At 44.0% G+C, this 25,575-nt stretch carries 33 protein-coding genes; 13 read left to right on the top strand and 20 right to left on the bottom strand.

What is annotated here, in order from left to right:
- Window positions 1-91: 91 nt before the first annotated feature.
- The 3 genes from QXW63_02000 to QXW63_01990 are packed head-to-tail and all read right to left on the bottom strand — an operon-like array spanning window position 92 to window position 1,667.
- Complete coding sequence (locus QXW63_02000; GenBank protein ID MEM3460673.1) at window positions 92-271, bottom strand: hypothetical protein; 180 nt, start codon at window positions 269-271, stop codon at window positions 92-94.
- 2 nt (window positions 272-273) lie between these two features.
- Window positions 274-1,314, bottom strand: coding sequence for a hypothetical protein (locus QXW63_01995; protein ID MEM3460672.1), 1,041 nt, complete (start codon window positions 1,312-1,314; stop codon window positions 274-276).
- Window positions 1,314-1,667: a hypothetical protein gene (locus QXW63_01990; protein MEM3460671.1), complete on the bottom strand. Its 354-nt coding sequence runs from the start codon at window positions 1,665-1,667 to the stop codon at window positions 1,314-1,316. The genes QXW63_01995 and QXW63_01990 overlap by 1 nt, the downstream gene beginning before the upstream one ends.
- Window positions 1,668-1,955: 288 nt before the next feature.
- On the opposite strand from QXW63_01990, the gene QXW63_01985 reads away from it, so the two are divergent.
- Complete coding sequence (locus QXW63_01985; GenBank protein MEM3460670.1) at window positions 1,956-2,225, top strand: winged helix-turn-helix domain-containing protein; 270 nt, start codon at window positions 1,956-1,958, stop codon at window positions 2,223-2,225.
- On the opposite strand, the gene QXW63_01980 is transcribed toward QXW63_01985, so the two are convergent.
- From QXW63_01980 to QXW63_01970, 3 genes are all read right to left on the bottom strand, one after another.
- On the bottom strand, window positions 2,218-2,613 hold the full coding sequence (locus QXW63_01980; protein MEM3460669.1) for a hypothetical protein: 396 nt from the start codon (window positions 2,611-2,613) through the stop codon (window positions 2,218-2,220). The genes QXW63_01985 and QXW63_01980 overlap by 8 nt on opposite strands.
- Before the next feature lie 119 nt (window positions 2,614-2,732).
- Window positions 2,733-3,491 (bottom strand): hypothetical protein, encoded by a 759-nt coding sequence (locus QXW63_01975; protein MEM3460668.1) that lies wholly within the window; start codon window positions 3,489-3,491, stop codon window positions 2,733-2,735.
- Window position 3,492: 1 nt separating this feature from the next.
- Window positions 3,493-3,951, bottom strand: coding sequence for a hypothetical protein (locus QXW63_01970; GenBank protein ID MEM3460667.1), 459 nt, complete (start codon window positions 3,949-3,951; stop codon window positions 3,493-3,495).
- Between the two features lie 205 nt (window positions 3,952-4,156).
- On the opposite strand from QXW63_01970, the gene QXW63_01965 reads away from it, so the two are divergent.
- The 10 genes from QXW63_01965 (at window position 4,157) to QXW63_01920 (ending at window position 14,910) form a co-directional block, all read left to right on the top strand.
- Window positions 4,157-5,794: a NosD domain-containing protein gene (locus tag QXW63_01965; GenBank protein ID MEM3460666.1), complete on the top strand. Its 1,638-nt coding sequence runs from the start codon at window positions 4,157-4,159 to the stop codon at window positions 5,792-5,794.
- Between the two features lie 300 nt (window positions 5,795-6,094).
- Window positions 6,095-6,787, top strand: a complete 693-nt coding sequence (locus QXW63_01960) for a hypothetical protein (GenBank protein MEM3460665.1) — start codon at window positions 6,095-6,097, stop codon at window positions 6,785-6,787.
- A gap of 113 nt (window positions 6,788-6,900) precedes the next feature.
- Window positions 6,901-7,530 (top strand): hypothetical protein, encoded by a 630-nt coding sequence (locus QXW63_01955; GenBank protein MEM3460664.1) that lies wholly within the window; start codon window positions 6,901-6,903, stop codon window positions 7,528-7,530.
- A 2-nt stretch (window positions 7,531-7,532) separates the two neighbouring features.
- Window positions 7,533-8,240 (top strand): hypothetical protein, encoded by a 708-nt coding sequence (locus QXW63_01950; GenBank protein ID MEM3460663.1) that lies wholly within the window; start codon window positions 7,533-7,535, stop codon window positions 8,238-8,240.
- Between the two features lie 72 nt (window positions 8,241-8,312).
- The gene (locus QXW63_01945) at window positions 8,313-8,990 is read left to right on the top strand and encodes a hypothetical protein (GenBank protein ID MEM3460662.1); all 678 of its coding nucleotides are present in this window, start codon (window positions 8,313-8,315) and stop codon (window positions 8,988-8,990) included.
- Window positions 8,991-9,026: 36 nt separating this feature from the next.
- Window positions 9,027-10,130, top strand: coding sequence for a DUF5305 family protein (locus tag QXW63_01940; protein MEM3460661.1), 1,104 nt, complete (start codon window positions 9,027-9,029; stop codon window positions 10,128-10,130).
- A complete protein-coding gene (locus tag QXW63_01935; GenBank protein MEM3460660.1) occupies window positions 10,130-11,005 on the top strand; it encodes a CPBP family glutamic-type intramembrane protease in 876 nt (291 codons plus the stop codon). Before QXW63_01940 ends, QXW63_01935 begins: the two co-directional genes overlap by 1 nt.
- A 19-nt stretch (window positions 11,006-11,024) precedes the next feature.
- The gene (locus QXW63_01930; protein ID MEM3460659.1) at window positions 11,025-11,552 is read left to right on the top strand and encodes a signal peptidase I; all 528 of its coding nucleotides are present in this window, start codon (window positions 11,025-11,027) and stop codon (window positions 11,550-11,552) included.
- Between the two features lie 11 nt (window positions 11,553-11,563).
- Window positions 11,564-14,155, top strand: coding sequence for a hypothetical protein (locus tag QXW63_01925; GenBank protein ID MEM3460658.1), 2,592 nt, complete (start codon window positions 11,564-11,566; stop codon window positions 14,153-14,155).
- 71 nt (window positions 14,156-14,226) lie between these two features.
- A complete protein-coding gene (locus QXW63_01920) occupies window positions 14,227-14,910 on the top strand; it encodes a DUF4114 domain-containing protein (protein ID MEM3460657.1) in 684 nt (227 codons plus the stop codon).
- Here the strand turns inward: QXW63_01920 and QXW63_01915 are convergent.
- Window positions 14,903-15,769 carry a hypothetical protein gene (locus QXW63_01915; protein MEM3460656.1) on the bottom strand — a complete coding sequence of 289 codons (867 nt, stop codon included), beginning with the start codon at window positions 15,767-15,769 and terminating at the stop codon, window positions 14,903-14,905. The genes QXW63_01920 and QXW63_01915 overlap by 8 nt on opposite strands.
- Window positions 15,770-15,861: 92 nt before the next feature.
- Window positions 15,862-17,454 carry a hypothetical protein gene (locus QXW63_01910; GenBank protein ID MEM3460655.1) on the bottom strand — a complete coding sequence of 531 codons (1,593 nt, stop codon included), beginning with the start codon at window positions 17,452-17,454 and terminating at the stop codon, window positions 15,862-15,864.
- A 158-nt stretch (window positions 17,455-17,612) separates the two neighbouring features.
- On the opposite strand from QXW63_01910, the gene QXW63_01905 reads away from it, so the two are divergent.
- Window positions 17,613-17,771: a hypothetical protein gene (locus QXW63_01905; GenBank protein MEM3460654.1), complete on the top strand. Its 159-nt coding sequence runs from the start codon at window positions 17,613-17,615 to the stop codon at window positions 17,769-17,771.
- Window positions 17,772-17,785: 14 nt separating this feature from the next.
- On the opposite strand, the gene QXW63_01900 is transcribed toward QXW63_01905, so the two are convergent.
- A complete protein-coding gene (locus QXW63_01900) occupies window positions 17,786-18,901 on the bottom strand; it encodes an AsnC family transcriptional regulator (protein ID MEM3460653.1) in 1,116 nt (371 codons plus the stop codon).
- A 62-nt stretch (window positions 18,902-18,963) separates the two neighbouring features.
- Entirely contained in the window at window positions 18,964-19,164 is a 201-nt protein-coding gene (locus QXW63_01895) for a hypothetical protein (protein MEM3460652.1), read from the bottom strand.
- Window positions 19,165-19,280: 116 nt separating this feature from the next.
- Here QXW63_01895 and QXW63_01890 point away from each other — a divergent pair, with 116 nt between their 5' ends.
- The gene (locus QXW63_01890) at window positions 19,281-19,601 is read left to right on the top strand and encodes a hypothetical protein (GenBank protein MEM3460651.1); all 321 of its coding nucleotides are present in this window, start codon (window positions 19,281-19,283) and stop codon (window positions 19,599-19,601) included.
- 17 nt (window positions 19,602-19,618) lie between these two features.
- Here the strand turns inward: QXW63_01890 and QXW63_01885 are convergent, their stop codons facing one another.
- The 10 genes from QXW63_01885 to QXW63_01840 all read right to left on the bottom strand — a co-directional run bounded on the left by QXW63_01885 (window position 19,619) and on the right by QXW63_01840 (window position 25,573).
- On the bottom strand, window positions 19,619-20,500 hold the full coding sequence (locus QXW63_01885) for a zinc dependent phospholipase C family protein (protein MEM3460650.1): 882 nt from the start codon (window positions 20,498-20,500) through the stop codon (window positions 19,619-19,621).
- Between the two features lie 59 nt (window positions 20,501-20,559).
- On the bottom strand, window positions 20,560-21,627 hold the full coding sequence (locus QXW63_01880) for a hypothetical protein (protein ID MEM3460649.1): 1,068 nt from the start codon (window positions 21,625-21,627) through the stop codon (window positions 20,560-20,562).
- 1 nt (window position 21,628) lies between these two features.
- Window positions 21,629-22,057 (bottom strand): hypothetical protein, encoded by a 429-nt coding sequence (locus QXW63_01875; protein MEM3460648.1) that lies wholly within the window; start codon window positions 22,055-22,057, stop codon window positions 21,629-21,631.
- Window positions 22,058-22,122: 65 nt separating this feature from the next.
- Window positions 22,123-22,317 (bottom strand): hypothetical protein, encoded by a 195-nt coding sequence (locus QXW63_01870; protein ID MEM3460647.1) that lies wholly within the window; start codon window positions 22,315-22,317, stop codon window positions 22,123-22,125.
- A gap of 129 nt (window positions 22,318-22,446) precedes the next feature.
- Window positions 22,447-22,740 carry a hypothetical protein gene (locus QXW63_01865; GenBank protein MEM3460646.1) on the bottom strand — a complete coding sequence of 98 codons (294 nt, stop codon included), beginning with the start codon at window positions 22,738-22,740 and terminating at the stop codon, window positions 22,447-22,449.
- Window positions 22,719-23,669 carry a hypothetical protein gene (locus tag QXW63_01860; protein MEM3460645.1) on the bottom strand — a complete coding sequence of 317 codons (951 nt, stop codon included), beginning with the start codon at window positions 23,667-23,669 and terminating at the stop codon, window positions 22,719-22,721. The genes QXW63_01865 and QXW63_01860 overlap by 22 nt, the downstream gene beginning before the upstream one ends.
- Entirely contained in the window at window positions 23,666-23,914 is a 249-nt protein-coding gene (locus tag QXW63_01855; protein ID MEM3460644.1) for a hypothetical protein, read from the bottom strand. Before QXW63_01855 ends, QXW63_01860 begins: the two co-directional genes overlap by 4 nt.
- Window positions 23,905-24,159: a hypothetical protein gene (locus tag QXW63_01850; protein ID MEM3460643.1), complete on the bottom strand. Its 255-nt coding sequence runs from the start codon at window positions 24,157-24,159 to the stop codon at window positions 23,905-23,907. The genes QXW63_01855 and QXW63_01850 overlap by 10 nt, the downstream gene beginning before the upstream one ends.
- Window positions 24,160-24,181: 22 nt before the next feature.
- On the bottom strand, window positions 24,182-25,135 hold the full coding sequence (locus QXW63_01845) for a phage major capsid protein (protein MEM3460642.1): 954 nt from the start codon (window positions 25,133-25,135) through the stop codon (window positions 24,182-24,184).
- A 6-nt stretch (window positions 25,136-25,141) separates the two neighbouring features.
- Window positions 25,142-25,573 (bottom strand): DUF2190 family protein, encoded by a 432-nt coding sequence (locus QXW63_01840; GenBank protein ID MEM3460641.1) that lies wholly within the window; start codon window positions 25,571-25,573, stop codon window positions 25,142-25,144.
- Between the last annotated feature and the right edge of the window lie 2 nt (window positions 25,574-25,575).

The raw sequence follows: 25,575 nt of genomic DNA, 5'->3' as shown, positions 1-25,575 counted from the left end.
ATTGCTACTCTTTAACTCTTTAAAATCAATTATGAATTTACACTCAAGATTGAAAATCGGTTGTAAAGACAAAACAGAACTCGGTTTGTGTTTAGCGAATTTTTAGTTTCTTGATTATGGCTTTGATTTTTTCTTGGTCTTTTAATGTTTCTTCGATTATGGCGTTTGTTAACTCGTAAATTCGCAAATCATTCAACAATGCCAACTTTCTAATTTCACGATGCAAATCTTCACGGACCTCCACAACCGTTCGCCTAAACGCCTTATCCACGGCTAAATCAGCCTCGCAATTTTGTAGCGACTTAAATGGTCAGTTTTACTGCGTAAGGCAAATAGGTAATCTGCTAGTAAAGGCGTTTCGCGTCCAAGTTCCATTGTTATCTCAAGCGTCTGCGTTTTTGCGTCAACATGGTATTCAACGCTTAAAATTCGAAAGTCAGCGTCAACATTCTCGTTCGGCAATGTAACGTGGATTTTGTCTCCAGGCAAGAGCGGCGTGTTGCCGTAGTCTATGACTGTACTTCGAATTGTCAAATATTCTGCTGGGTCTTTCAGATAAGCCAGCAACGCCTTAGCCCGCAGGGCACATTCGTTGTCACTGTAAAGCTCCTCGTCAACCTCTACAAGCTCTCTTAAACCATACGCGTTCTGGCTTGCAGCGTCTTCTTGAACGCTACTGTATCTGCGACCGCCAAAATTTAAGCCATCAACCCAGAAGCTGCCAGTGCCAGACCCCGTAAACCAGCAGTCAAAGCGAACAGCCGTCACGTGAGTCCAGTCGAAGCCGCTTTGAACCTGCCAATAATCAGTGTTTTTGGCTCCAACTCCTAACTCTTTTCTGAACCATTCGCTGGCTCCAATCGTAACCATCTGAGTTGCCATTTTGCTTGCTGTGTCATAGAGGATTACGTTTAAGTTTCCGTTAAAACTATTGTCACGTCGGACATAGAAGTTTAGAGTCGGATAAAGCTCGGCGTTAACTTCTTTTCCGCTGTCCAACTCAAAAAGGCAAGCATCAATGGCGTAGTAGTATGTGCTGTTTTCGTTGCTTTTGAATCCGCCGTATGCGAGTTCATCTGTGTCTGTGCATTGTTGGGTTAGAATCCAGTTGGCTAGATTTGTTATTTTGTTGTGGATTTCTGTTGTTCGGTTTTCGAACTGTGGTTTTGTGTAGGCTTCGGTGAGGAAGTCGATTGCGAAGGCGGCTGCGAAGGCTGCGCGTCCCCATTGTGGGTCTGGAGTGTCTGGTGGTGTAACGTAAATGTATGGTGCATGGTCTATTATGAATTGGTAGTAGTTTTCTGGGACTTGCATTATGCTTGCCTCACGTGTGTTGGTTTTAGGTGGGTTAGTATGCGGTTGAGTTCTGTTTGTAGAACGTCTAGTGGTGGGGTGTTGTTTGCTAGGCTGGTGTTTTGGTCGCCTATTGTGAAGTTTAGGCCTACTGCTGAGCCGCCTGTTAGGTAGCAGATTGCGTATGTTGCGGCTAGGAGTGTGATGAATTCTTTTTCTGCGTCTGTGCAGTTGTTGGGGTCGATTTTTTTGTTTAGTTCGAGTTCAAGTGTGACTTCTGCGCGTTTTATCATTTTTTGGATTTTTTCGTCTGGGATTTCTGCGGGTGTGATGTTTATTACGTCGCGGACATCTTCGGTTGACACGTTTGCCATGTGCGGCTCATTCCTCAAGCAGAAACGGGAATTAGGTTGGATTTAAGCTATTTTTGCGTTGAAATGGTGGTTTTGGAATTGGTTTTTTGGAATAGGCTTTTTAGGGCTGCTGTTTTTGGGTGGTTTTAATTGAAAAGTTTGTGGGCTTTTTTGTTGATTTTTGAAATGGGCGTGTGTTATAATTTGTTTTATAGAAGACTGGTGCAGTTAATTTTATTAGCGATTGTGTGCATAAATTATTTATCTGGTTGTTTGCTGTTCTGATGCGGATTCAGAGTGGAGAAGGGTATGGAGGAGAGAAGGCGGAGGAGGAGTCGTTCGGAAGTGATTTGTGATATTTTAAGTGAGGCTTTGAGTGGTGTTAATAAGACGCGGTTGATGTATCGTTGTAATTTGAATTTTGCGCGGTTTAATCGTTATTTGCAGGAGTTGGTTGAGTCGGGTTTGGTTGAGTGTGTGGATGGTAATCCGGATGGTTTGGTTTTGTATAGGACTACGGTTAAGGGGCGTGAGTTGCTTCAAGTTTTGCGTAAGGCTGATGATTTGTTGTCTATTTGATTTTGTTTATGGCTATTTCGTTGATTTTTTTGTTTATGCGGATTTCTAGTTCTAGGCTGGTGTCTGTTAGGTTTGTTATGCGTGTGCATTGGATTAGGAGGGTTTGTTGCGGTGGGATAATTATTGTGCCGACTGCAGTGGTTTGTTGTTGTGCTTGAGCGTTTTCTGGGTTTTGTTCTTGTTGGTTTATTATTAGGGTTTTCCAGTTTTGGTTTAGTTTTATTTGGTTTGTTGCAGGATTATGCTGTATTAAGTCTGTTTCGGTTAGGAAGGCGATTATTTTTTGGGCTTTGTCTTTTGGGATTTCTAGTTTTTGGGTGATTTCGTCTATGTTGTGCCATACGTTGTCTTTGAGTGTGTCTATTATTTTTTCTAGTTTTGTGGACAAGGAGTTTAGCCCTTTTTTGTTTTTGAGGGAAGGATATTATAGTTTGTTGTCTTTGCATATAAAGGGTATAGAACGTTTGGTCTAGTCTTTTGGTCTAGTTTTTAGACCTATTTTGTGTGTTATTCTGGTCCTATGTAGGTGTTTGCGACTTTTATGCAGTCTGTGTAGAATGTGACTTGGTTTGGTGGGTGGTAGGCGCAGCCGTGGTAGTTTGCTATGTAGATTCTGTTGGCTGTGTGGCTTGAGGTGTCTACGTTGGTTAGGCGGAATTCTGTGAGTTCTGTTCCGTCGAGCCATGCGTGGTATTCGCCGTTTGTTGGGTGTTGTGTGCGTTGTATTTCTATGCAGTGCCATGTGTTGGTTGTGAGGTTCTGGTTGCTGTAGATTATGACTGTGTAGCCTGAGTGGTATGCTATGAATACGAGTTCGGCGTTGGTTTCTGTTAGGCCTATTTGGCAGAGTATGTTTTCGTTTGAGGCTATTGTGCCGAGGTAGGTTTCGTGTGGTTGCCATGGTGCGTAGTATGTGGAGAGGTAGACGTAGAAGCGGAGGCTTATTGTTGCTGGCGTTGTGGGTAGGTCTTTGTATGCGTATGCGGATGTGGATAGGAGTGAGCCGTTTATGATTGCTTTGGCTTGGTAGTTGCCGTGGTGTGGTGGTGTGGTTTGGTTTGTTGCTGTGACGCATGTGAAGGATTGTCCTTGGTACACTTGGACGTAAGTCCATGCGGAGAAGTTTCCTTCTTCGAAGCCGTTTTCGAAGATTATGGTTGTGGTGTCGCCTATGATTGTTCCTGTGTTTGTTATTTGGGTTTGGAAGCTGGATTGTGCTAGGGCAAAAATTAGGAAGATTGTGGTGAGAGCGGCTGTTTTGTGCATTTTAAGCCAGCTCGATGAATATGTTGAATGTGAATGCGCCTTGGTGGTTGATTGCGTCTGGTTGGGTTGTGAGTTCGAATTTTACGTGTAGCCATTGTGCTTGGTTGATGGTTGTTTGTTGTCCTTGTTGGAGTTCTTGCCATGTTTGGTTTGGTAGTTGCTGGTACATTTTTAGTGTGAGGTATGCTGGTGCGTTGTGGTGCCATGTGAGGTTTGCGGGTGTTGTTATGGTGCTGTTGTTGTATATCCATCTGTAGTTTGTGAGGGTTTGGTTTACGCGGATTTCGCCCCATGTTATTGTGTAGCTTTCTGTTGTTTTGTCGTCTAGGTATACTTTGACTCCGTGGGCGACTATTGTTCCTGTGTTGCTTAGTGGGACGGATAGGTAGATTGCGGCTAGGGATGTGGCTAGGAGTGCGAGTAATGTTGTGGTGAGTGTTATGGGGATGGTTTTTTGCATTTGGTTTTTTTCTCCCCTTTTTCGTGTGTATTTTTGTTGGTGTTGTATACAGTTGGTGTGGAGAGTAATAAATATTACGTCTTGCGATACGCTTCTCCTTTCTCAGTCGTCCAAAACACATTAATTGAATTAAGTTCGATAACTATTTTCTGAAACTTTCTTCTATAACTTGCTTCTATTGGTTTATTCCGCAAGTGATAAGAATTTGCGTTTGGTTAGGAATGTTGATGATGCCGTGAAAACGAGAAAGCGCGTTGTGCTTTTGCTGTTGTTGCTTCTTTCGCTTGTTTTGGTTAGCCTCTGCTTTGAGTGGAAAGCGTTTGTTTCTGGACAAAGCCCTAAAATAATCACTGTTGGTGTCGGCGGCGATTTTGGTTCTATTCAAGAGGCGATTAATGCGGCTGAGAATGGTGACACTGTTCTTGTGTATGCTGGGGTTTATTTTGAGAATGTTGTTGTGAACAAGAGTGTTTCGCTTGTTGGTGAGGGCTGGGAAAGCACGGTTGTTGATGGTGGTGGAAATGGGCATGTGGTTTTGGTTGAGGCTGATAATGTGACGGTTTGTGGTTTTACTTTGCGGAATAGTGGTGTTGGTCCTGTTACTCCGTTTTGTGGGGTTAAGTTGGATTTTGCTGATTTTTGTTTGATTTGTAATAATAGTGTTGTTGGGAATGAGTATGGTGTTTGGTTTTCGAATTCAGCTAATAACACGTTTTTTGGTAATGTGGTTGCGCATAACAGTGGCACTTATGGCGTTAGGCTTTACGGGTCGAGTGGTAATAATTTGAGTTGTAATCGTGTTTTTGATAATGGTTATGGTGTTTATCTTTATGCGGGTTCTGATGGTAATGTGGTTAAGGGTAATGTTGTGGAGGATAATTCGTTTGGGGTTTATGTGGCACATTCTAGTGGGAACGTTGTTGAGGAGAATGTTGTGGCTAATAGTAGCATGTACGGTGTGACTTTGAGGCTTGCTGGTGGTAATTTCCTTTTTCATAATGATTTTGTTGGTAATCATTGGCAGTTTGATGTTTCTGATGCGGAGGTTAACGTGTGGGATGATGGTTTTCCTTCTGGCGGTAATTTTTGGAGTGATTTTTTGGAGCGGTATCCGAATGCTACGGAGATTGATGATTCTGGAGTTTGGGACACGGCATATTTTATGGGTTCTGATAATGTGGACCGTTATCCTTTGGTTAGGCGTTTTAATGTTGCGGTTTATGGGTTGACTGTTATGGCTGGTGCTGGGGGGTCGACTATGCCTGCGCCGGGGGTTTATAATTTTACTGAGGGTTCGGTTGTTTTTGTGCATGCGGTTGCGGATGTTGGGTTTTCTTTTGATTATTGGTTGTTGGATGGTGTGGTTAGGCGTGAGAATCCGGTTAGTGTGGTTATGGATGGTGTGCATGTTTTGTGGGCGTTTTTTGTTGATGATGTTGCGCCTTTGGTTGGGGTTCCGGTGCGGGTGCCTTCGGGTGATGTTGGGGCTTTTGTGAATGTTACTGTTAGCGTTAGTGTTGTGGATTTTGGGAGTGGCGTTTGTAATGTGAGTTTGTGGTTTAGGGTTGAGGGTGCGGGGGATTGGGTTGTTGTTGGTATGAGTCATGTTTACTTGAATGATTATGAGGGGGTTATTCCGGGTTTTGCGGATGGTACGCGTGTGGAGTTTAAGGTTGTGGCTTTTGATAATGTGGGGAATGTTGCGGTGAATGATGATGGCGGAGTTTTTTTCAAGTATAGCGTAGTTTTGGAGTTTCCTTCTTTGGCTGGCGTGGTGTTTTTTGTGGTTTTGTGTGGGTTTTTGCTTGTTTTTTTGAAGAGGCGGGTTTTAGGGCTGTGTTGAATGTTTGGTTTTTACAGTTAGTTAATGCTTTGGGAGAAGTGTGGCTTTTTGGTCTATTCTTTTGTTCTAGTCCATTGTTCCATAGGGTCTTATATACTGATAGGCGGTAAAAATAGTATGCGGGTAAACTACCGCATCGGATGAAACCTACGTGCCTGACTCGGCGGCACGTTAAAGTAATGCCGTGTCCGGGGGACTAACAGGGAGCCCCCGTTAAAGGGTGAAGTGCCTTTGTCCGCGCGCGGGGCTGCTTTGCCTGATGATAGCCCAAATATGGAGAAAGGAGGAGGTTGACAGATCATGAACAAGAAGTTTATTGCTTTGTTAGTGCCGCTTATGCTGCTTCCTATGGTTGGATTTGCAGCTGCTCACTGGTACGACTACATTTACAAGCAGTACAAGCTGAAGGCTGGATGCGTGTGCGTTGAAGTTGAAAAATGGCACGTTTTGGGAACAACAAGCTATGATGTAAACTGCAACAATGTAACGTTTGGAGATGAACTACAAATTAACAACATAATGGGTGTGAACCCATGCGACAATGTAAGCAAAGTAGTTGGCGTACAGATACTCGCTAACCCAATATTCCCATGCTGGGAGCTAACATTAGAAATGTTCGTTCACAATAAGGGAACGCTCGCAGTCAAAATGGACATTCCAGAATTCAGATTCGGCGGACCATACGCGAGTGACCCATGCTGGGACCCAATACCAATGAACACCACAAACTATCCGTACTTCCAATATTGGAGTAAAGCATACATATTCAAGGAAGACATCGGTGAGTGGGTTCAGGTACAGCCAACAACGTTCGTTCTGAAACCATCTGAGACTGTGAAGATTGTTCAGTACATACACTTCATCGGACAAGAGTATCCAGAACTTCAGTGTCACTGGTTCAGAATTGACTGCAAGTATCCGTTCTTCCAGTACGTACCAGAAGGACCATTAAGCAGCTACACGTGGGAAAAGCCAGCACCACCACCACAATGACCATCATAAATGGGTGAGAGTCGCTAGCAAGCAAGTAATATCCTATCTTTATTTTCCCCTTTTTTGGGAGCTAAACAATAAATAAATAATAAAAAGTCGGGAAAAGTGGAAAATTGAAAAGAACCAACCACAACAGCAACCGAAACATCCAAGTAATAATTTTATTAGTCATCCCCCTAATGCTCATAATCCTAGGCAGCCTAGGCTACGCAGCATGGACAGACCAAATCACAACAACCGCAGAACTAGAAGCAGCCGAATACAACATCGAAATCATCAACGTCTGGATACAACACTACAACGGACTCGGCTGTCAACTCCTATGGGAAGAAGGCGGAAAAGACATCTCATTCACAGACGAAGCCCTATTCCCAGGATGGAACCTCACACTAATCAGCCAAATCCACAACAAAGCCATAACAGAATCATGGGTAGCCACAGTCAACTACACACTCTACTACGAAGACCCACAAACAGGCAACTGGATAGAATGCACAGAACAAGACCTCTACGCATTATTCCGCATAAAATACACAGGCGCATTCTACCTAGACCCAGGACCAGACCAAACATGGGATACACCAGACGACACCCCAATGCCCCCAGACTACCAATGGATACCATGCACACAAATCTACAACAAACAAAACCTCTACTTCGACGCCCAAGACCGCCCAGACCTAGCAGGCACAAGCTTCAGCATCAGAGTCGCAATAATCGCAACCTACCCACAGGAGGAATAAAAATGCAAACACCAAAAACCAAAATGCTCACACTCCTCGTAATCCCCTTACTACTCATTCCAATCGTCAGCGTAGGCGCCGCACACTGGTACGACACAATCACCAAACAATACAAACTCAAAGTCGGACGCCTCGACACAAAAATAATAAGCTACAAAATCCTCACCCCCTGCGATGTCTATATCAGCAAATGGCCACCAGACTGCCAAATGCCAACAAAAACAATCTCAATCAGCACCAAAGTCTTCCCAGGCTGGTACTGCTGGATAGGACTAAAAATCCAAAACTTCGCACCCGTTCCAGTATGCATTGACGGACCCACATTCAACGTCTACGACCCCAACGGCGTATGGCAATACTTCATCCACCAAGAATACTACTACGGACAAGTAATAGACGGAACCTCATACGGATGGTCACCAACCGACGTCCCACAAAACGTCTACGCATGGGTCAAACTCAACCCCAACCAACCATGGCAAGTCGCTCCACCACCACCAGGCAACATCACAGGACCAGTAACCCTCGAAGCCTACGGACCACACACCAAAAACACAATGATAATGTGGATATTCCTAAAACTACCAAAAAACATCGACCTCAACACCTGCAAAGGCTTCAAACTCAAAATATGCCTAACCATTACATCAACAATGTGCTGCGACAACCCACCAACAATATCCAGCTACACATGGGAAAGCCCCCCATAAAACTAACAAAACCTTTTACCACGAGAATATCACTTATAAGAAAAACCAAACCAAACAATTAGTGATAAAAAAATGAAAACAAGAAAAAACCAACAAAAACGCACACTCATAGTCTTAACAATGCCTCTTTTTATAATGATTATGGCAACCGTAGGTTACGGCGCATTCCACGACCAAATAACCACCCAACTAACACTAGCCACAACACCAAAACCAACAATCACCACCGACATTCAGCTCATAAACGCCGCGAACAACGACATCACAATAATCGTAAACAGTGAAAACAAAACAATCCTCGACACAGACCCAGCAACGCTGCAAATTCTCACAACCATAACAAACACCGCACAAACCCCAATCAACGCACTAACAATAAACACAACCATACCCAACAACTGGCAATGGACACAACAACTCACAGCAACACTAATAACAACAGAAACAACAATCCCAATCGACGAAACCCAATACACAATAAACCACGACCCAACAACCCAAACCCTACTTATCACAATCCCAAACATCACCACCGCAACCGGACAAAAACTAAACCAAAACAACCAACTAACAATAACCTACCACATCGAATACACACTAAAAGGAGAACAAGTCCCCGAAGAATACCGCTTCAACCCACCCACATACGAAACCACCACAACAACAACTGCCATGACAGAAATGGAAGGCTGGAAAAGTGACCCCACACAAGCAACATTACACTTCACAACGCATATATATTTGGCTTAATACGTGGTTAACAAACCACCAACGAAGGGAAAAAAATTGTCACGCACAAAAACCAAGATATTATTAATCTTTTTCACCCTACTCACAATCGCATCACTCATCTTCCTCACATACGCATTCCAAATCCCAACACAAGAAACCCAAACCGAAACCCTATGCAACTACACACAAGACCTAACATACGACTACATAGCCAAACTCAAACAACCCAACTACATATACGACAACAAATCAACCATCGGACCCAACGACGGACCAATCTACATATTTATAACCGAACACCTCAACATCACATTCACATACACCTTCGAAAGCACCCTAACCGCAAACACCACCATAAAATACGCAACAACCGGCTACATAGTCACCGCAAGATGGATAAAACAAAACTTCACCACGCCACAAAAAACAGTAACCAACAACTCAGACACAACAACCATCACCGCCGAAATAACCACAATAGACGTAAAATCCATCCAAGCATTCGTCGCCAAAATCAACAGCGAAGAAATAGGCGTATCCACAGGCAACTTCAACATGACAATAATGACAAGCATAATCCTAACCGCAGAAACTCCAGCAGGCATAATCAACGAACCATTCACAGCAACCCTAACCCTCGCATTCCTAAGCGGAGCACCAGAAGGAAACATAATACAAGCTCAAGATCTTCAAACCACAAAAAACGGAGAAATCACCGAAACCCAAACAATCACCAACGACAACGCAAAAATCCAACAACTCGCCTCCTACGGCATAACCGCAATCGCCATCGGCGGACTAATAATCTCAGCATACTTCCACCTCAAAACCAAACAACCAACTCCGCCATCAGTCGCTGAAGAACTAATCAAAGAACTCAGAGAACCCTACGAAGACATAATAATCGAAGCAGCCGAAGAACCACCACCACACGAACAAACAACAGTCACACTCAAAACACTCGAAGACCTAGTAAAAATCGCCGATATGCTAACAAAACCAATAATCCACTACCAAAAACCACCAACAACCCCAACCACAGAACCAACCCACACATTCTACCTACTCGACGCCAACACACGATACGAATACAACGTCACCCCGTCCCAACTCAAAACAGCCAAAGAACAAAAAACAATCGAAACAGAGGAAGACTAATGACAACAGAACCAAAACCCTCCCGAACCGCAGATACACTAACAGCAATCCTGCTCTTCATAGCAGTATTCGCCATGTGGCAAGTTTACTGGCTGGCACTGGAAACAATAAGACCAACATACCCATTCGACATAATACTCTTCCTAATTATCCCCTGCACATTCATGGCCATATACGCAGCAACCGTAATACTAAGAAAATCCACATTCAAAAGAGAAGGCTTCAGAAAACCCACAACCATCAACATAAAGAAAACCATCACAATAAGCATAGCATGCATCCTAATCTACATATTCATGCTCCTAGCCCCCGGCATAACCGCAGTCATGTCAACAGGCAACATCACCGACGGCTACTCACTAACAGAATACTTCCAAACACCCCTACGAATCGCATACAGAATAGTCTACGGCATCGCCTACGCAGCAATCTTCAGCCTAGCATACGAAGCCATCTTCAGAGGAAACATCTTCAGAAACCTAACCCGACACTACGGATTCTTCACATCCCTATACGCATCATCAATAATGTTCTGCATCGCACGAATAGGCGACCAAATATCAATCAAAAATCTCCTAGCCATGTCCACACAAAGCCTAGTAACCTTCATCTTCCTAAACATCCTAACAGTCTTCGCCGCAGGCCTATTCCTAGGCTACTACTTCTACAAAACAGGCTGGAGCCTCCTCGGCCCAATAACATTCCAAATAGGCACGCTCTTCTTCCTATGGCCAGACCCACTAGTCGCCTCAACCTCAGTATGGTGGATAGCCCTCACCTTCCAAATAATCGGCTATGTTGTACTCATCCTAGCAGTCGACTCCCTAATCAAAGAACCAGCTTTCATAAGGAAAAAATACGGGCTAGAAAGCTAAACCGGAAGCGCAACACGCAATGGAAACGAGGCACAGGAAAAAGAGCTACCTCAAAGACGCTCTTTTCCTAGCAGCAGTAATCCTTTCAGTCGTCCTCATATACGTTGGACTACGCCTATCCCTCGCCACAGACACACCACTCGTAGCAATAGACAGCGGAAGCATGACTCCAGCACTCGAAGTAGGCGATTTACTAGTAATAAAAGGAGTAAAACCAGAAGAAATCAACATCGGCGACATAATCGTCTTCGACCCCCCAACACAAGGCATGGGCAGAACAGTCCACCGCGTAATCAGAATCCAACCCCTACCAAACGGAACACTAACCTTCAAAACCAAAGGAGACGCAAACGAAATAGAAGACACATACACAGTATACCCACAAAACATCCACGGACGACTCCTATACCGAATACCCTACCTAGGATACATGGTCATAAACCCCGCAATCCCCATAACAATCATAACCATAACCATCATAGCAATGATAATCTGGCCAGAAAAGAAAAAAAGAAAACTCCGACACAAACCAAAAACACACATCTAAGGTTAAACAAAATGAAAAACCCAAAAACAAAACTCGCGATTTTCCTTCTAACAGCAATAATTCTTTTACTAATCCAACTCCCACAAAACCCACACCAAACCAAGCACGCCTCCGCACAATCCACACCCGTAACAATATCATGGTACACACAAAACGTAACCACCCTAGAAGCTTACCAACGCAAAACCTTCTTCGCCAACGGCAGATACTGGGCCTTCTACGCACACGCCGAAATAAAATACAAAACAAGCACAGACGGCATAACATGGACTGCCGAAGCCGCAATATGCCCCGGAGGACCAGACGGAGGCGTCTTCTCCACATGGTTCGACGGAATCCACATCCACTACGTAAGAAGCACAGGCATCCCCACAGAATCCCTAAGATACAGAAGAGGAACACCAAACCCAGACGGAACAATAACATGGAGCACACCAGACGAACAAATAGCCCTAGAAGTAGCCGACCCCCTACAACTACACGAACCCTTCGTAACAGTAGACTCAGAAGGCTACCCATGGATAGGCTACAGATGGGGGACAAACGGCGACCGCTGGCCAAACTGCACAAAATCCGCGTTTAACAATGGAACATGGCAAACCGCCTCCGGATTCCCATATCAACTCTCCACGTTATCCGCACCAAACTGGGCAGTCTCCATAGTCCCACTAACACAACAAAAAGTATACGCAGTTTACTTAAGCATTGGAGCAATCAGAGGAAGACTCTGGAACGCAACAGCCTTCGAAAACGAAGAATTAATAGCTCCCGCCTCTGTGTCACCAGCCAGAACGAGATTCGCCCACTCAGTAGTAGCACGAGAAAACAACGTCTACTTCACATTCCTAAATGTAAGCACCACAATCAAAATTCTGTTCTTCAACCGAACTTACGAAACTGGCTGGGGTTCGCCAGAAACAATAGAAACAGGTATAGGCGAAACAGCCTTTCCAGTGCTTTCAATTGACCAAACAAAAGGCGACTTTTACTGCTTCTGGGCTGACAACGACATCATATACTACAAGAAATGCATAGAAGGCGCATGGGACCAAAACGCTACCGCATGGCTAACAGAGCCTAACATGCGAGAAGACTCATTAACATGCTTCTATCAAACTGGTGGCTCCAGAATTGGAATCATGTGGATTCGCGGGCAACCATACGTCTTCGACATACGATACTGCAGCCTAAAAGCAGGAATCCTACGAAAACTCAACCTAAGGGTTTTCATGAACGACATGCTCTCGCCATTAAGCTCAGCTACAATAATCATGAACGATGGGCTCGACAACACAATGACAACGAATTCGGAAGGTTGGGCAAACTTCACAGAAATAACTGCGCCCAGCGTCACTGTGAAAGTGAAATGGCAAGATAACTGGGTGAATGGCACATTTGCAGTAACAATGGACAGCGACAAAACAGTGAACGTCCAATGTAAAGTCTACCGCATCTCTTTCACGAACACGTTCAAAGACGGCGACGGAAACCCACTATATGCACCCCCGCAAACTTTCAGTCTAAACTGCCCCAACGGAACAACTCTGCAAGGGCTACTTGTTGGCGCATATTACCTTCAAAACGGTACTTTCAACATTGAAGATGTAATGTGGCAAGGAACTAACGTTACGCCCCCAAACACCAGTTTCAATCCAGAACACGGTGACCCATCAGTGAACCTTAGCATATACTCGCCAACTCTGCAGGTTCTGCAACCAAATGATGAACCCTTCACAAATTATTATATTGACATGGAATTTCCGAATGGCACGATAATCAAGAATCAGCACCATTCCTCTTCGCTAATAGAATTTAATCAAATACAAGCTGGGACTTACCACTTTAACATTACAACTTTTGATGGAGAAAAAGCACAAGTCAACTACACACTTTTAATCGCTTCTTCTCAAGAGCTTTATAACATTTCAACCACGGCATTAAAGCTATCAGAATATGGCATCGACCTTCCCAACGCCAAAATTTACCTCCGACTCACATTCTATAATGGCACTCCTGTTCACAACGGCATAATAAATTATGCTTCTCAAAACGCAACCACAGACAATGACGGATGGGCAACTTTCAACCTGAAAGATTTCTCAAACATAAGTTATCTTTCAATAGCGTATGGCATTAGAAGCGCTTCCGGAATCACTTACAAAATGCAAAATCAAAGCATTCCCATCGCCAAAGTATCGCATATCATATTGGAAAGCGACTTGGCAAACATAACAACGTTAGAATACAACGCCACAAGCTACACGTTGACAATAGTAGCAACTGACAACGGAACAAAAACCATAAGAATCCTCGGAGAAAAACCATTAAACGTTACAATTGACGATGTCTCCTACGCAGAAGGAACAAAGTGGCATTATGATGCAAACAACCAAATCATAACCATAACAGATGCTTGGTCAACCAAAACAATAAAAATAACATGGGCCCCTCCACCAGAAATCAATCCATTTTTAATGCTGATTTACTATATTGCCGCAATCGTTGGCGCTTTTTCACTAGCAATCATCCTTGTGGCTTTTTATTTGAAGAAAAAGAGCAAGAATGCGCGTTCTTCGGCAAATAAGACTAACATAAATCTATAAAAAACGTCTAGAAGATATCTCCAGAATCAATAAATCAGTGCGTACTGAATTCTTCAATGAAGGGAGAAAGGATGCTAAAGTTTTCCACTTCAAAAAGACTCTCAATCATATGTGTTGTAACCCTTATTACCTCCTTAACTTTTGCTGCTTGCACTAAACCTGCAAAAGCTTCTGAAGCCACGCTCATAGAAATCTTTACTCATCTAGGCTTCACAAACATAGCGGCAACCACAATCGAAACCTTTCCATCTGGAACATACCGCATAACCTTATATGCTGAATTTGCAGCGTACCGCGACGAAAACGAACTCAGCCGCTATTACGTAGAGACAGGCGAACTAACCCTAATTTTTGCTGGGCTGGAAGGCGGGTCCGGCTATATTAACCCCCCAATTACCCGGGCTTTTACTGCAAATGCACAATTTGGTCTTTCAATGCTTTCGCCGGGACCGCACAGATATTTCACTGAAACGGGAAAGAACCCCGATGGAGAGCAGCATGCAAAAATCTACATAAACCTCGATGACCCTAGCATGTTTTTGATTGGTTTTGAAAACTTGTATGGTGCTGGAGACAGAGACTACAATGATTTAGTGTTGTCTCTTCAGAAAGTGAACGATCCGGCTGTTGGTGGAACAGAAGTGTTGGTTCCATTTTTAGTTTCTGTGAGTCATTTAGCGTTGTATATTATGATGATAGCAATTCTAGGCATGTCAATGAGTTTGGCTAGAAATAAGAAAAGACGGTTTATTTAATCCGTTTTTTCGCGTATCCTGTAACAATGTATGCACGGTAGGGTTTTTCAGCAGTGCTTGGGCTGTTGAGAAGCGTATAATTGCTTGATTGTGTGGGGTAAAAAGCCAGTTGGCTGTGATAGTTTGGGTCGGAACCCACCACGTTCATTGTATTGTTAACCGCATCTGCTATTGTCTGGTTTTTTAAGACCAAGTTTCGTATAAGCTCACCCGTGGCTGTGTCTGTGTGTCCGGGAGATACTGGACCGTTCCAGCTTATGTAGGCTCTTGCTCCTTTTTCAACGTAAGCAGTCGCCATGTCAGTTGCTGTTAATCCGTCACATCCCATCATTATTATTATAGAGTTTTTGCAAGCGTCTGAGTTTTTCACGAATTTGGATGTGATTGCAAAGTATATTGGACCGCCTGAGACGTATTCCACTGCGACTACTTCGTCGTTCATTTGTTCCCAGTAGTGTGGCCATTGACTGTGAGGTTCTGATGTGTAGAGGCTGGTTAATCCAGAATATTGACCTACGCCAGAATGCACTCGTAAGATGATTAGACTGTATCGTTTTGAGGGCAACTGCTTGTAAAAATCAACAGTCACTTCCGAATAATTGTAATAGTCAACACTAAAGCCTGCTGACGTTAATGTGTCGCTGACACTTGTGATGAATGCAATGTTTGGGTGAGTCATGGCTAGTTGGTCAACTATAGCGGCTGTTTTTGGTATTGCTTCGTAAACAGCTGGTGCTTTCGGAAGGAAGAAATAGTAAATTAGCAATCCTGTAAGTATTGAAACGACCGTTAATGCCATCCATTTGCTTTTGAACGCTCTTTTCCATGCAAGTTTCTTTTTTCTGGCACTTCTTTTCATGTGTTTTCATCTGTGTTTGGTTAATCAGTGACAGTAAAATGCGAGTGCTTTCCTAAAAATGTTAACATAAACAAAAAAGAAAAAGAGGGAAGTTAGTATTTCGTTTTGCGTCTAGCTACCGCGATTGTTCCGACTGAAATTGCGAATCCTAAGAATATCCACGGCGCAATCAATGTCAGTATGTTTGGTGGTGCTTCATAGCCTCCCACTGGTTGAGGCGGGCCTTCGGGCATAAGCCTAATCGTTATTTCTGTATCTTCAGAAACTTCAACCATCACCGACGCTGGTACATAGCCTGTTTTTGAAGCACCTACTGAATAACCACCTGCCAAAATGTCTTCGAACTTCACTTTTCCGTCAAGACCTGTGAAACCTTCTTGGTATTCGGGGCCGCTTGCTGTTACCATCGCTCCAGAAATTGGGTCTAACGTGTTCGCGTCAACTACTTTGACTGTCAAGTCGTATTTTGCTACTGGTGGGGCAGCCTTTTCTAGTATGAGGAGCGCCCAACAAGTAGGCATAATATAGTCGCCAGCCCACACGTCTGTGTTCCAGTGGCCCTCAGGAAAGAGTGCTTGCTCTGCCAATAACGCGTCTGCAAACTCGTTGAACCAGTCGTCATCGCGGGCTCCATCGGCGTCAGTGTCTATGAGTTTTATGTTGAACGCTGTGAAGCCTTTCATGGTCGTGTACATGGCTTGCTTATGCACCGTCGGCAAACTCCATTTCCAACCAGGGTCACCATTTAGGTCGTTCCAGTGCCTTTCAATGTACTTTATTGCCTCGTCCACTCTTGGCGTAGCTAAAGTATCGCCGACAAACGCCATCTCCTGCAACAGAGTGCCAGTCTTGAGAATATTAACCCACCCGTCAGGGCCGCTGTAACCTGATCCTCCGTCCAAATCGTCTCCGTTGATGTCGTTTTGAATGTAATCTATCCAAATGTTTAGTTCGTCTTTGACGAATTGTGGAACTGTCAATCCGAATCCGTGTGGCAAAGGCGATTCAGCGTAGACTAAACCCAGCAATGCATATCCGGAGTTGGAGTTGTCGGACCACCCTATAGAGTTCGGATCGTACCCCCAACCACCGCGCCACCAGTCACCAGGGTTCGACTCTTCGTTCTGTCCCCAAGCAAGCCAGTCCATAACGTCTTGCTCCACATCTTTGTACGTCCAACCGTCCACGGGGCTTCCTACAACAGACACTACCATTTCTGGGTGAGTGCTCGCCGCTATGGCCATGGACGCAATTCCAGTGCCGTATGTTTCACCTTCACGTCCCTCCGTGTTGAATGTTACTCCCTTGCCGTTACCGTTCGAGTCTGGGTTGCCATGAGTTTGAACGGAAATATCTACCAATTGAGCCATTGAGAAGATAAAGTCCAATCCGTTCCTAACCTGCGCATAGTATTCGTAGCTTTGATCAAGCGGATCTTTCTTCAACTCAACTGCGCGTGTCTCAAACTTCAGCACGGCCATACCGGTGTAACCGACGCGAACATAATAATCAGTAGGCCATGAACCATCAGCCTGCTGTTGTGCGGCTAACCATTCAAGCCCCTTAACTATTGACGCTTCTATCTGTTCCGGGGTTGCCGCTTTAGAATATGGTACACACGCAAGTACTGATAAGCAAACAGACATCATAAGCAATGCTAAAGCTACTTTTAGAATTTTCTTCATATTCTCCCTTCTCCATATTTACATTTACCTTTATCCTTTTTTAACTATTTAAGCTGGTAAGAACCTTAGGGCTAGAACAAAAGACCATAAACCCTTTACTAGAGTAAAATTCAAATTCTCAAAAAGCATAAAATATTGACTCTTCAGAGGCAGAGTACATGACTAAAAAAGCAATAATTGTTATCGCTCTTGTAAAAGAAAGCGCCTTAACTGGAAACAAGCAGATAGAACAGGACATTCTAAATGAGCTTTCAAACGAACCAGCAAAGATTCCATGGCTTAAAACGGTGGAAAAAGTCACGGTAACCGAAGAGTAGAAGAGCGCATGCGTTTAAAACTTTCCTAACTTTGTGCTTCTTGTAATTTCGCGAAGCTTCTCTATATGCTTTTCGTGGTCATAAACCCATGAGCCATCCTTAAAATACTCGTAAGAAATCGTCTGCGCAGACCGCACATCAAAATCCTCAATCAAATACTCATACTCACGCAAAAATCCTCTCTTAATAAGCTCAGACAAGCAACGCACAAACCTTCTAAACTCATTTCTCGGAAGATACACATGCGCAATCAACGCGTTCTCACCATAAACCTTCCCTAACGAATGCAAAAACGGCTTATCCAACAAAGAAGACGCAAACCGCGCCATACCAGCACTATCGTCAAACTTGAAGATAAAAACAAAAAAGTCAGACGCCGACTTATCAAAAGGCAACACGAAAACCTGAGACTTCTCAAGCAAACCACGCTTCAAAATATGATTCTTAAAATGATACGCCACTGCCTCCGGCGTCAAATTAACAATTTTTGCAAGTTCACGAAAACTAACGCTTGAATCCACTTCCAACTTCGCCAAAATACGAACATCAACATAGTCAGCCTTGAGTGGAAAATCTTTAGACTCAACTAAAGTGTAGGGCAAACTGGTTTTCTCGTTCGGTATCTCCTCCATCCACTTGTCCCAACGAAAAACCCACTGCCCAGACTCAAAATCAAACCAGTTCCCCGTTAAATTCGCAGAATACAAACACGTGGACCACACCAGCCGCACGTTTCTCGCAATCTCCGTCGCTTCCAGTTGACTCACAAACTGTTCAAATTCTGGCGTGTGCTCTTTTGGAATGGCGTAGATTCCATAGCAACCCTCAAACCTACCGTAACAACGACCAACATAAAGCCAAAAATCATTGGCTTTCAAACTCTTAAAAAGCACATCTTCATAACCAGGCACAGCATCAGCAAAAACAAACGCTTTCCTAAGCCCAATATTCGTGTGATAAACATTCGCGTGAAAAGATATAGAAAATCGAGAGATTAAGCGTTTCACTCTTTTCCGCGCTGTTTCTATTGGTACGCCAAGTTTTCGAGCTATTTGTGAGATGTTTCTTGGTCCATATTCGCCGAGGCACTCTAATATTTCAACATCCAAGAGGTCAAACGTTTTGTTCATCTTTTGTTCTCCCTACTAGATAATGTTGTAGTTTTTTAAATACTTTAAAGTTAATCTTCAATTTAAGGCCATCCTCCACCTCTCTCGTCGCCTAACAGTTCTACTGCACCGTTAAAGCCTGTAGCACGTGACGTTTCCTTGTTTGCATATGTTGTCGTATTTCTGGATAAAGCGATTCCTTTGAAGGCCAGCGTAGCTGCACTGACTATGGCTGTTGCGGCTAAGACAACCAAGAGGATCGCGATGGCATTCTTCAACTTCATCTATTGCCTCACCTCCTTTTTTAGTTTTTGCACTGCAAATAAAATATAGTGCGGTGAAAAGTGAAAAAGGTTTATATGAAAAATACTTATAGAAGTAACTTCTGTAGGTGCGCAACTTGGAATCAGAGATTCTAACGCAATTTCATAAACGAGTCGTCATGGATTTCCTTGATGCTTTAATCTTACTAAAGCTCAGAAACGGAATGTTGAGTGACTATGAGATTCTCTCTTATATCCAGAGAAGATTTAACGTGCCGATAACTCTTGGAACGGTTTATTCTTGCTTGAATCAGCTGCAAGAAAATAAGCTAGTTAGAGAGGTGCAGTCAGAGAAAGAAAGAGGTTACGTGCTAACTCCAACGGGGAAAAAGAAAACAAAAGCTTTGTTGAATATGCGAGACAAAATTTTAGGGCTTGTGGCGAACCTCTTTATTTGATTGCCCTGCATGTTGTGCTAACATATTTTCTTTCTCTTAATGCACAACGCAATAACCGCGGTAGTGGTAAATACAAAGATGACTGTGATTGTGTGGGGAGAGAATTCAGAGACAATCTCACTTGCGTAGAACGTGTGTAAAACGTCAGCGATCAAGTTTACTGCCAAGTTAAGTGATTCTCCACAGCGGTTCCGAAATGTGAGGTTGTTCCAGTTGTAGTTTTGATCCATCCAAACGCATGTCAAATTGCCATTTGCATCGAATGTTGTGTCGTGGGCAAGCGTTAAAGTAGCGTTATAGGCGGAAATGCTCTCTAAAGCTCCGTCAAAGCTGAGAAACGCGTTAAATTCGTCGTTGTAAGCGTTTGTTCTCTCGTTTACGTAAGTTTCGTAATCGCTGTGGTGAGTTTCCGAGCCCCAATCTGTTCCGCTGCCCATCACATGACCGAACACGCCGACATCAACAATGTAATGGCTCATAATTCCCAGCGTCTTTACCGCCATTGCTATGTTACCAGTTCGCATGTAATTGACTGCGTTGTTGTATTCAGTCTGTGCTCGAACGGCTGCGGCATCGTCTTGCATGCTTCTGTTTGCCCAGTAATAAACGTGGTGTGTTGTTGTGTCGCCGATACCGTCTGGGGCGTTACCATTGTCTGGTAATTCGGTGCCATACAAATAAGTGGCTAAATTGTCTAAGATGTACTGTTTTTCTTCGTTTGGTAGCCAATCTAAAACGTGTTGCGCAATCCAATCGTGAGTTCCATAGTCAGGATGTTCTGGAGTCGCAGAGTATCCTCCGTTACTCCAGCAATGAGCAGTCGTATTCTTCAAGTGCACATTTACTAGAACACTTAAGAAAGAGGTAATCAACAAGAGCTTCAAATATCTTTTCTGCAAAACGTCTCCTCTATGCTATTATTATGTTTTAGATTTAAAAATTGTTAAAAGCTGTCCTTTTAGTTTCCGGTTTTTGTCAAGCTCATTTTTGTGCTGTAACCAGTCATTGATGTTGCTTCAGTGTAAGTTACTCTCACGGGTAACCAGTCAACATACCACGTTTTTATCGCCAAACCAATCAAGGCGAATTCGACATTTTTGAAAAAATTCCAATTTTTGCCTAGAAGTTTCTCTAATACTTTTACGTGTTCCTTTTCTAGGCTTATTATGAAGTAGAAGAAATCCTCGTAGTGTAGTTCTAACTTCACATTGTAAACTGTGCCTTTATACTTTGATTTTTCGATTTTTATGATGGGCACGTTTATCATTCGTCCCAAATGTAAGTCAACCAGTAAGTCTCCTTCTCTTAATTCTCCACATTTTGTTCTGCCATCATGCGTAGGACTGCAGACTTCATGGTTGGGAGTAACGTAAATGTATTCTTTCCATGGTTTGAAGTCCTTCAGTTTACTTACGTCTGCGCCTTTGACAATTGGAGACTTGTCCACGGTTATTTTTAAAAGTTCAAATTCGCCCTCATGTTTTTCCACGTTTACGACGCGACAGCAATGGTATCCTTGGTCTTTTCTGTAGCCTAAAACCATGTCTCCAGACTGGATTTCGTTGCATTGTTTAAGAAGATAGTTTCTGTCAACATCAACACATAAAAGAAAGGTTTCTTTTGGATAGCAAGTGTCGCCTCCTCCACTCGTGCCTCTAAAAACGATTCTCGTTTTAACAGCGTTCACTTTTTCTGGAATCCACTGCGTATATGCAGTGAAATCTAACCATTCCAATTGTTCGCCGCTTCTTATTAACGCTGTTTTGGCATACCACGAGGAACCGTCATAAATCTTGACATCCAATTGTTCTCCAGCACTTGTATAGCCTTCCAATCCAACCTCAACCTTATTTATCGTCGCATTTTCTGGAACCGCAAAGCCATATCCGCCATACTCTTGTTCTGCATTTTCTATGTTCGCCGATGCTCTTGCATTATCGCTTGCATAAGCATTTTGTGGGTTAGTCCATCCAGCAACAATTGTCGTGGTTGAAGTAGGATTTTTCGTAACAACTTGCTGCGACACTTTACCAAGTCATCCCCAAAAAAGCTTCAACGTTTCCCGTTGCAGCTGCGTAAACTTTAAGAGTTAATTGTGTTGCGCCATCACCGACAACTTTAATCGGAGTCTTAAACTGCTGACCAACGCTTGCGTCTGCCAAGAAGCGTCCGCGCCACTTAACCGTGGAACCCCAGTAAATCGTAACGTAGCCTTTCACATTTCCTCCGCCTATAACTTCCGTAACATAACGTGTTTCGCCGTTGGAAGGTGTAACCGTCAAAATTGTTAGTTCTCCTGCAGCTGAAGGCGCGGCGACACCACCATCAAAAATGTAGTTGGATTCTCCAGGCGGAGTATTCACGTTCACGCTTGACAGTTTCGCGAGAATTTCCACTAACCTATCGTGTATGCGCTTATACGCTTGGTCATATTGACTCCAAGGAGGCTCAACCATCATGCAACCCAACTCAAACGGTTTTGTGCATAAACTAAAAAGGGAGGAATAGAGAAAATGCGGGTTTACTGTTGTTTAGCGTCTTCGCTTAGCGTCGCGGCTATCGCTCCTCCGAAGCCTATGATGAAGGCAACGTACGGCGTCAAAACTGGCAGACTTGTCATTACAGTCGTCGCCACAGAACCAATGAACCACATTATGGAACCCAAAACGAAGCCGCTGGAACCCGCAACAACCAATTTGCGGTTAATGCTCACCATTTTTCTATTTTCACCTCCTAACACGCCTTCTGGAAATGTTTGGCGTGATTTTGAAAGCGAGTTTCCCGCCTCTTGGAAGATGTATGTGGCATTTCAGTTGAGAGGGGAAAGGAGAACAAGAAAGAGGCGTCATTTTGCTGCACCTTCCAGAGAGGTTTCGGGCTGCGTTTTTTCCCAAAGAATCCAGCCAAACTTCACAGCGTTTCTGCGGAACTCTTCAGGACGGATTAATCCAAGCTCTGCGGCTTTCAACATGTCAGCCGTTACGATTTCAGGTGTTTTTTCAGCGCCCCAGTTCAGTCGAACCTGCGCCTTCAACGGGTCTAATCCAGACTGAGTTAATACGACATTGAAAATGTCATGTTCAACTTGGCGCTTAATGTAACGCTGAATAGGCTTAATTAGCATGTTTTGCAAGTCCAAGGCAGCTCGAGCTGAGGCTTCCGTAAAGCCGGAGTGCTGAAAAGCCGAGGCAAGGGTGTTTCGCATCCAAGATAAAACTGGTTTATCAAATGGTCTATGTAGTATTCAAAGCGGGCTCGCGGGTCAAGAGCGACTGGTTTTATGTCTCCTTTTCCGCTGTAGAACAGCCACGCGCCTTCTTCGCTTCGGCTTTTGATGGCTCTCTCGAATTTTTGGATTGTTTCCTCATCCGCCTTTTCTAGTAAAGCCAAAACATCTGGTCCCGCATATTTTTCGAAGATTTTTGGCATGATGCGTTCAATTTTGGCTTTTATCCAAGCGTATGCGGGTCTCTTATCATTGTTAATCGTTAAAGTATGAAGCAAGACTTGTAGAATGCCAAGTCCAAAGCCAGACGGGTTAAGATTGTTAATGCGCCAATGAATAATTGCTTCAGGCCTGAGAGTCTCTCCGCCATAAGCGTAGCGAAGTTTGTAGCCTTCTACTTTATAGGGAATCTTTAAACCACTATTTTGTATGTAGTTTTGCTCGATGCGTTCTACGGCGTCCACTGAAAGCCTACTTAGCCTGTGGAGATTTTGCGGCGTGATTTTAAGCCAAAAGTCGTTTCCACAAGCGATTAATACACGCGCCATGTCACAGAGCAAAGCATCCAAATTCACATTTTCGTTAAACTGGTCTATGACACGTTTTGCTTCTGTAGCCTTCTCGTAATTTTCGTTCACAGTCGTGTAAAAGCCCATGCCAACAGCTGAGGCTGCAAGAAGGTCAACGCTTGCCTTGCATGCTGGGTCTCTTTCATAAAGTTTCATCACATCAGCTAATGGGATAGTGGGCGTTTCATATACTATGGATGCTTGTGGAGAAGCGTAGCCGCCTCTGTTTTTGAGCGAAAAAGCCTCAACAAGCCGCTTCAAAACCTTGCTCACTGTAAACCCTCCAAAAGCTTAAGTCCCTTTTCAGTAATCACGTAAGGCGCGCGGTGTTTCTGTTCGCTTTTCTGCACGTAGCCGTTCCGCACGAGATACGCAAATATGCCTTCAAAAGTGGCGTGTGTGCCAAGTTTTCTAACAGTGCGTTTTTCCAGTTCTGTTCTGCCTAAGGATTGTCTGCTGAGCTCCTTCAATACGATTTTTGCGAGAGTTAATCTTTCATGCAAATTTCTCAAGTGCAAACAACCTCCATTGGTTTCTGTGCGCTAAAAAATGGGGGATTGTGAAGCGTGCAAACCATCAGAACCTGTAAGTCTTGCTTGTTGTCCATGCCGTAAGTGTTTGAAGCAGTGTCTGGCGTGTACCGTGTCATTTCGGTGCCGCATAAGGGGCAGTGTTGCCAGCAATCGCAAACGATTATGTCGCTCTTGCGTTTTGAGTAGTAAACTTTTCCGCATGAGAGACATTTGCCTTCAAAAGTTGCCATTTTCATCCTAGCCTGAAAACGCTTATAGGGACGTGCTAATGTTGGTCATTTTGGCTACTGCTTTGCTTCGCAAGATTCCCAAGCCGAATCTTGTTGTTGCTCTCACGCCGAACTCGCCTGTTTTCGGGTCTGCCCAATCTTCAACCGTGACGTCTCTTCGCAGAAGCATGACCGCTGCCACGCGGGTGTCGATTGCGTAGGCTGTTCCGTTAGGCACTAATGTGCTTGCCATGACTTTCATTCCGAGAACACTGCCTATAACGCCGCGTTCAAGGTCTACTTGTTCTGAGGGCAAGTATTGTGCGTGGATGAATTTGTCGTCGCTCAAAAGTTGATGTAGCTGAATTTCGTTCACTGCCAAAACTGTGGGACGCCAGTTTTCACCTCTCACTGCATTATGCAGCTTGAGCAATCCAGACCAGTTTAGTGCTGCGCCTGCATTATCGATTGGTGCTCCACCGGCTAAATCAGCATTCACTATTGCGCCGTAAAGTTCCAGTATCTTGTTTGTTTCGTTTTCGCCGAGTGCTCTGCCCACTTTTTCCGTCATACTGTCCATAACGTTCCATGTAGCGTCTTCCAAAAACTCTCTCGTCCACATTTCAGAGGCTTCAGCGACAATGTTAGTGTATATGTCCACGGTGCTGATTTTCTTGCCGTTCAATCTTGTGTATGCGCCTTCTGCGTAGCGATATGCAACTGCTCTCTCGTCGAGTGGAAATCTTTCCATGGTTTCGGTTGTTGGTCTAACCGTAATTATGTCTCTGCCTATCATTTCAGGATTTGCGGCCTGCACGAGCGTGTCATGCATGTGTCCCAACGCGTTTGCCGTATCGCTGAACAAGCGTTCTTTGATGCCGACTTCGCAGTATCGCTTTAGGAATGGGTGAGTGATTGTCTTATGCTTTAGGTCTTCCATGAGCTGCTTGAATTCAAAGTCTGATTGCATGAGGCTTTCGAAAAGTTTAGGCTTCATTCATAATCACTTCCCTACCACGATGAAGATTAAGTCGTCAGCTGCCGAAGCAGATTCTAGTGCGGTTCCAAGCTTGCGGTTGTAATAAATAGTGTAGGTGCTCGTGCCTCCTTCATTTACTGCCTGGTCTGTCAGCTGAAGTATTCTTTTGGACGCATCTCCACCGTACACTGCTTTGCCACGTGTTACGGTTCCGCCAACCTTAACTTTGACCCTGCCTCGAACGAGAACTGGACACGGCTGCCCTGAAGCAACGGTTTTGACAGCTATGCCTATGCAATCTTGAGCTGAAGACGCTGGGCTAACCTTGTCGTCAGCACTTAAGTAAACCGGGTCTCCTTTTGTTATTGTCGCTGCAGCTTCGAAAGTTTCAATTATTGCGTTTGGGTCATCTGTTTCGCCTATGCTCATCCAAGTTTTGCCTGTATTATCTGCCATAA

Source organism: Candidatus Bathyarchaeia archaeon (assembly GCA_038873195.1).
Taxonomy (GTDB): domain Archaea; phylum Thermoproteota; class Bathyarchaeia; order Bathyarchaeales; family Bathycorpusculaceae; genus DSLH01.
This window is presented reverse-complemented; position numbering and strand designations above follow the sequence as displayed.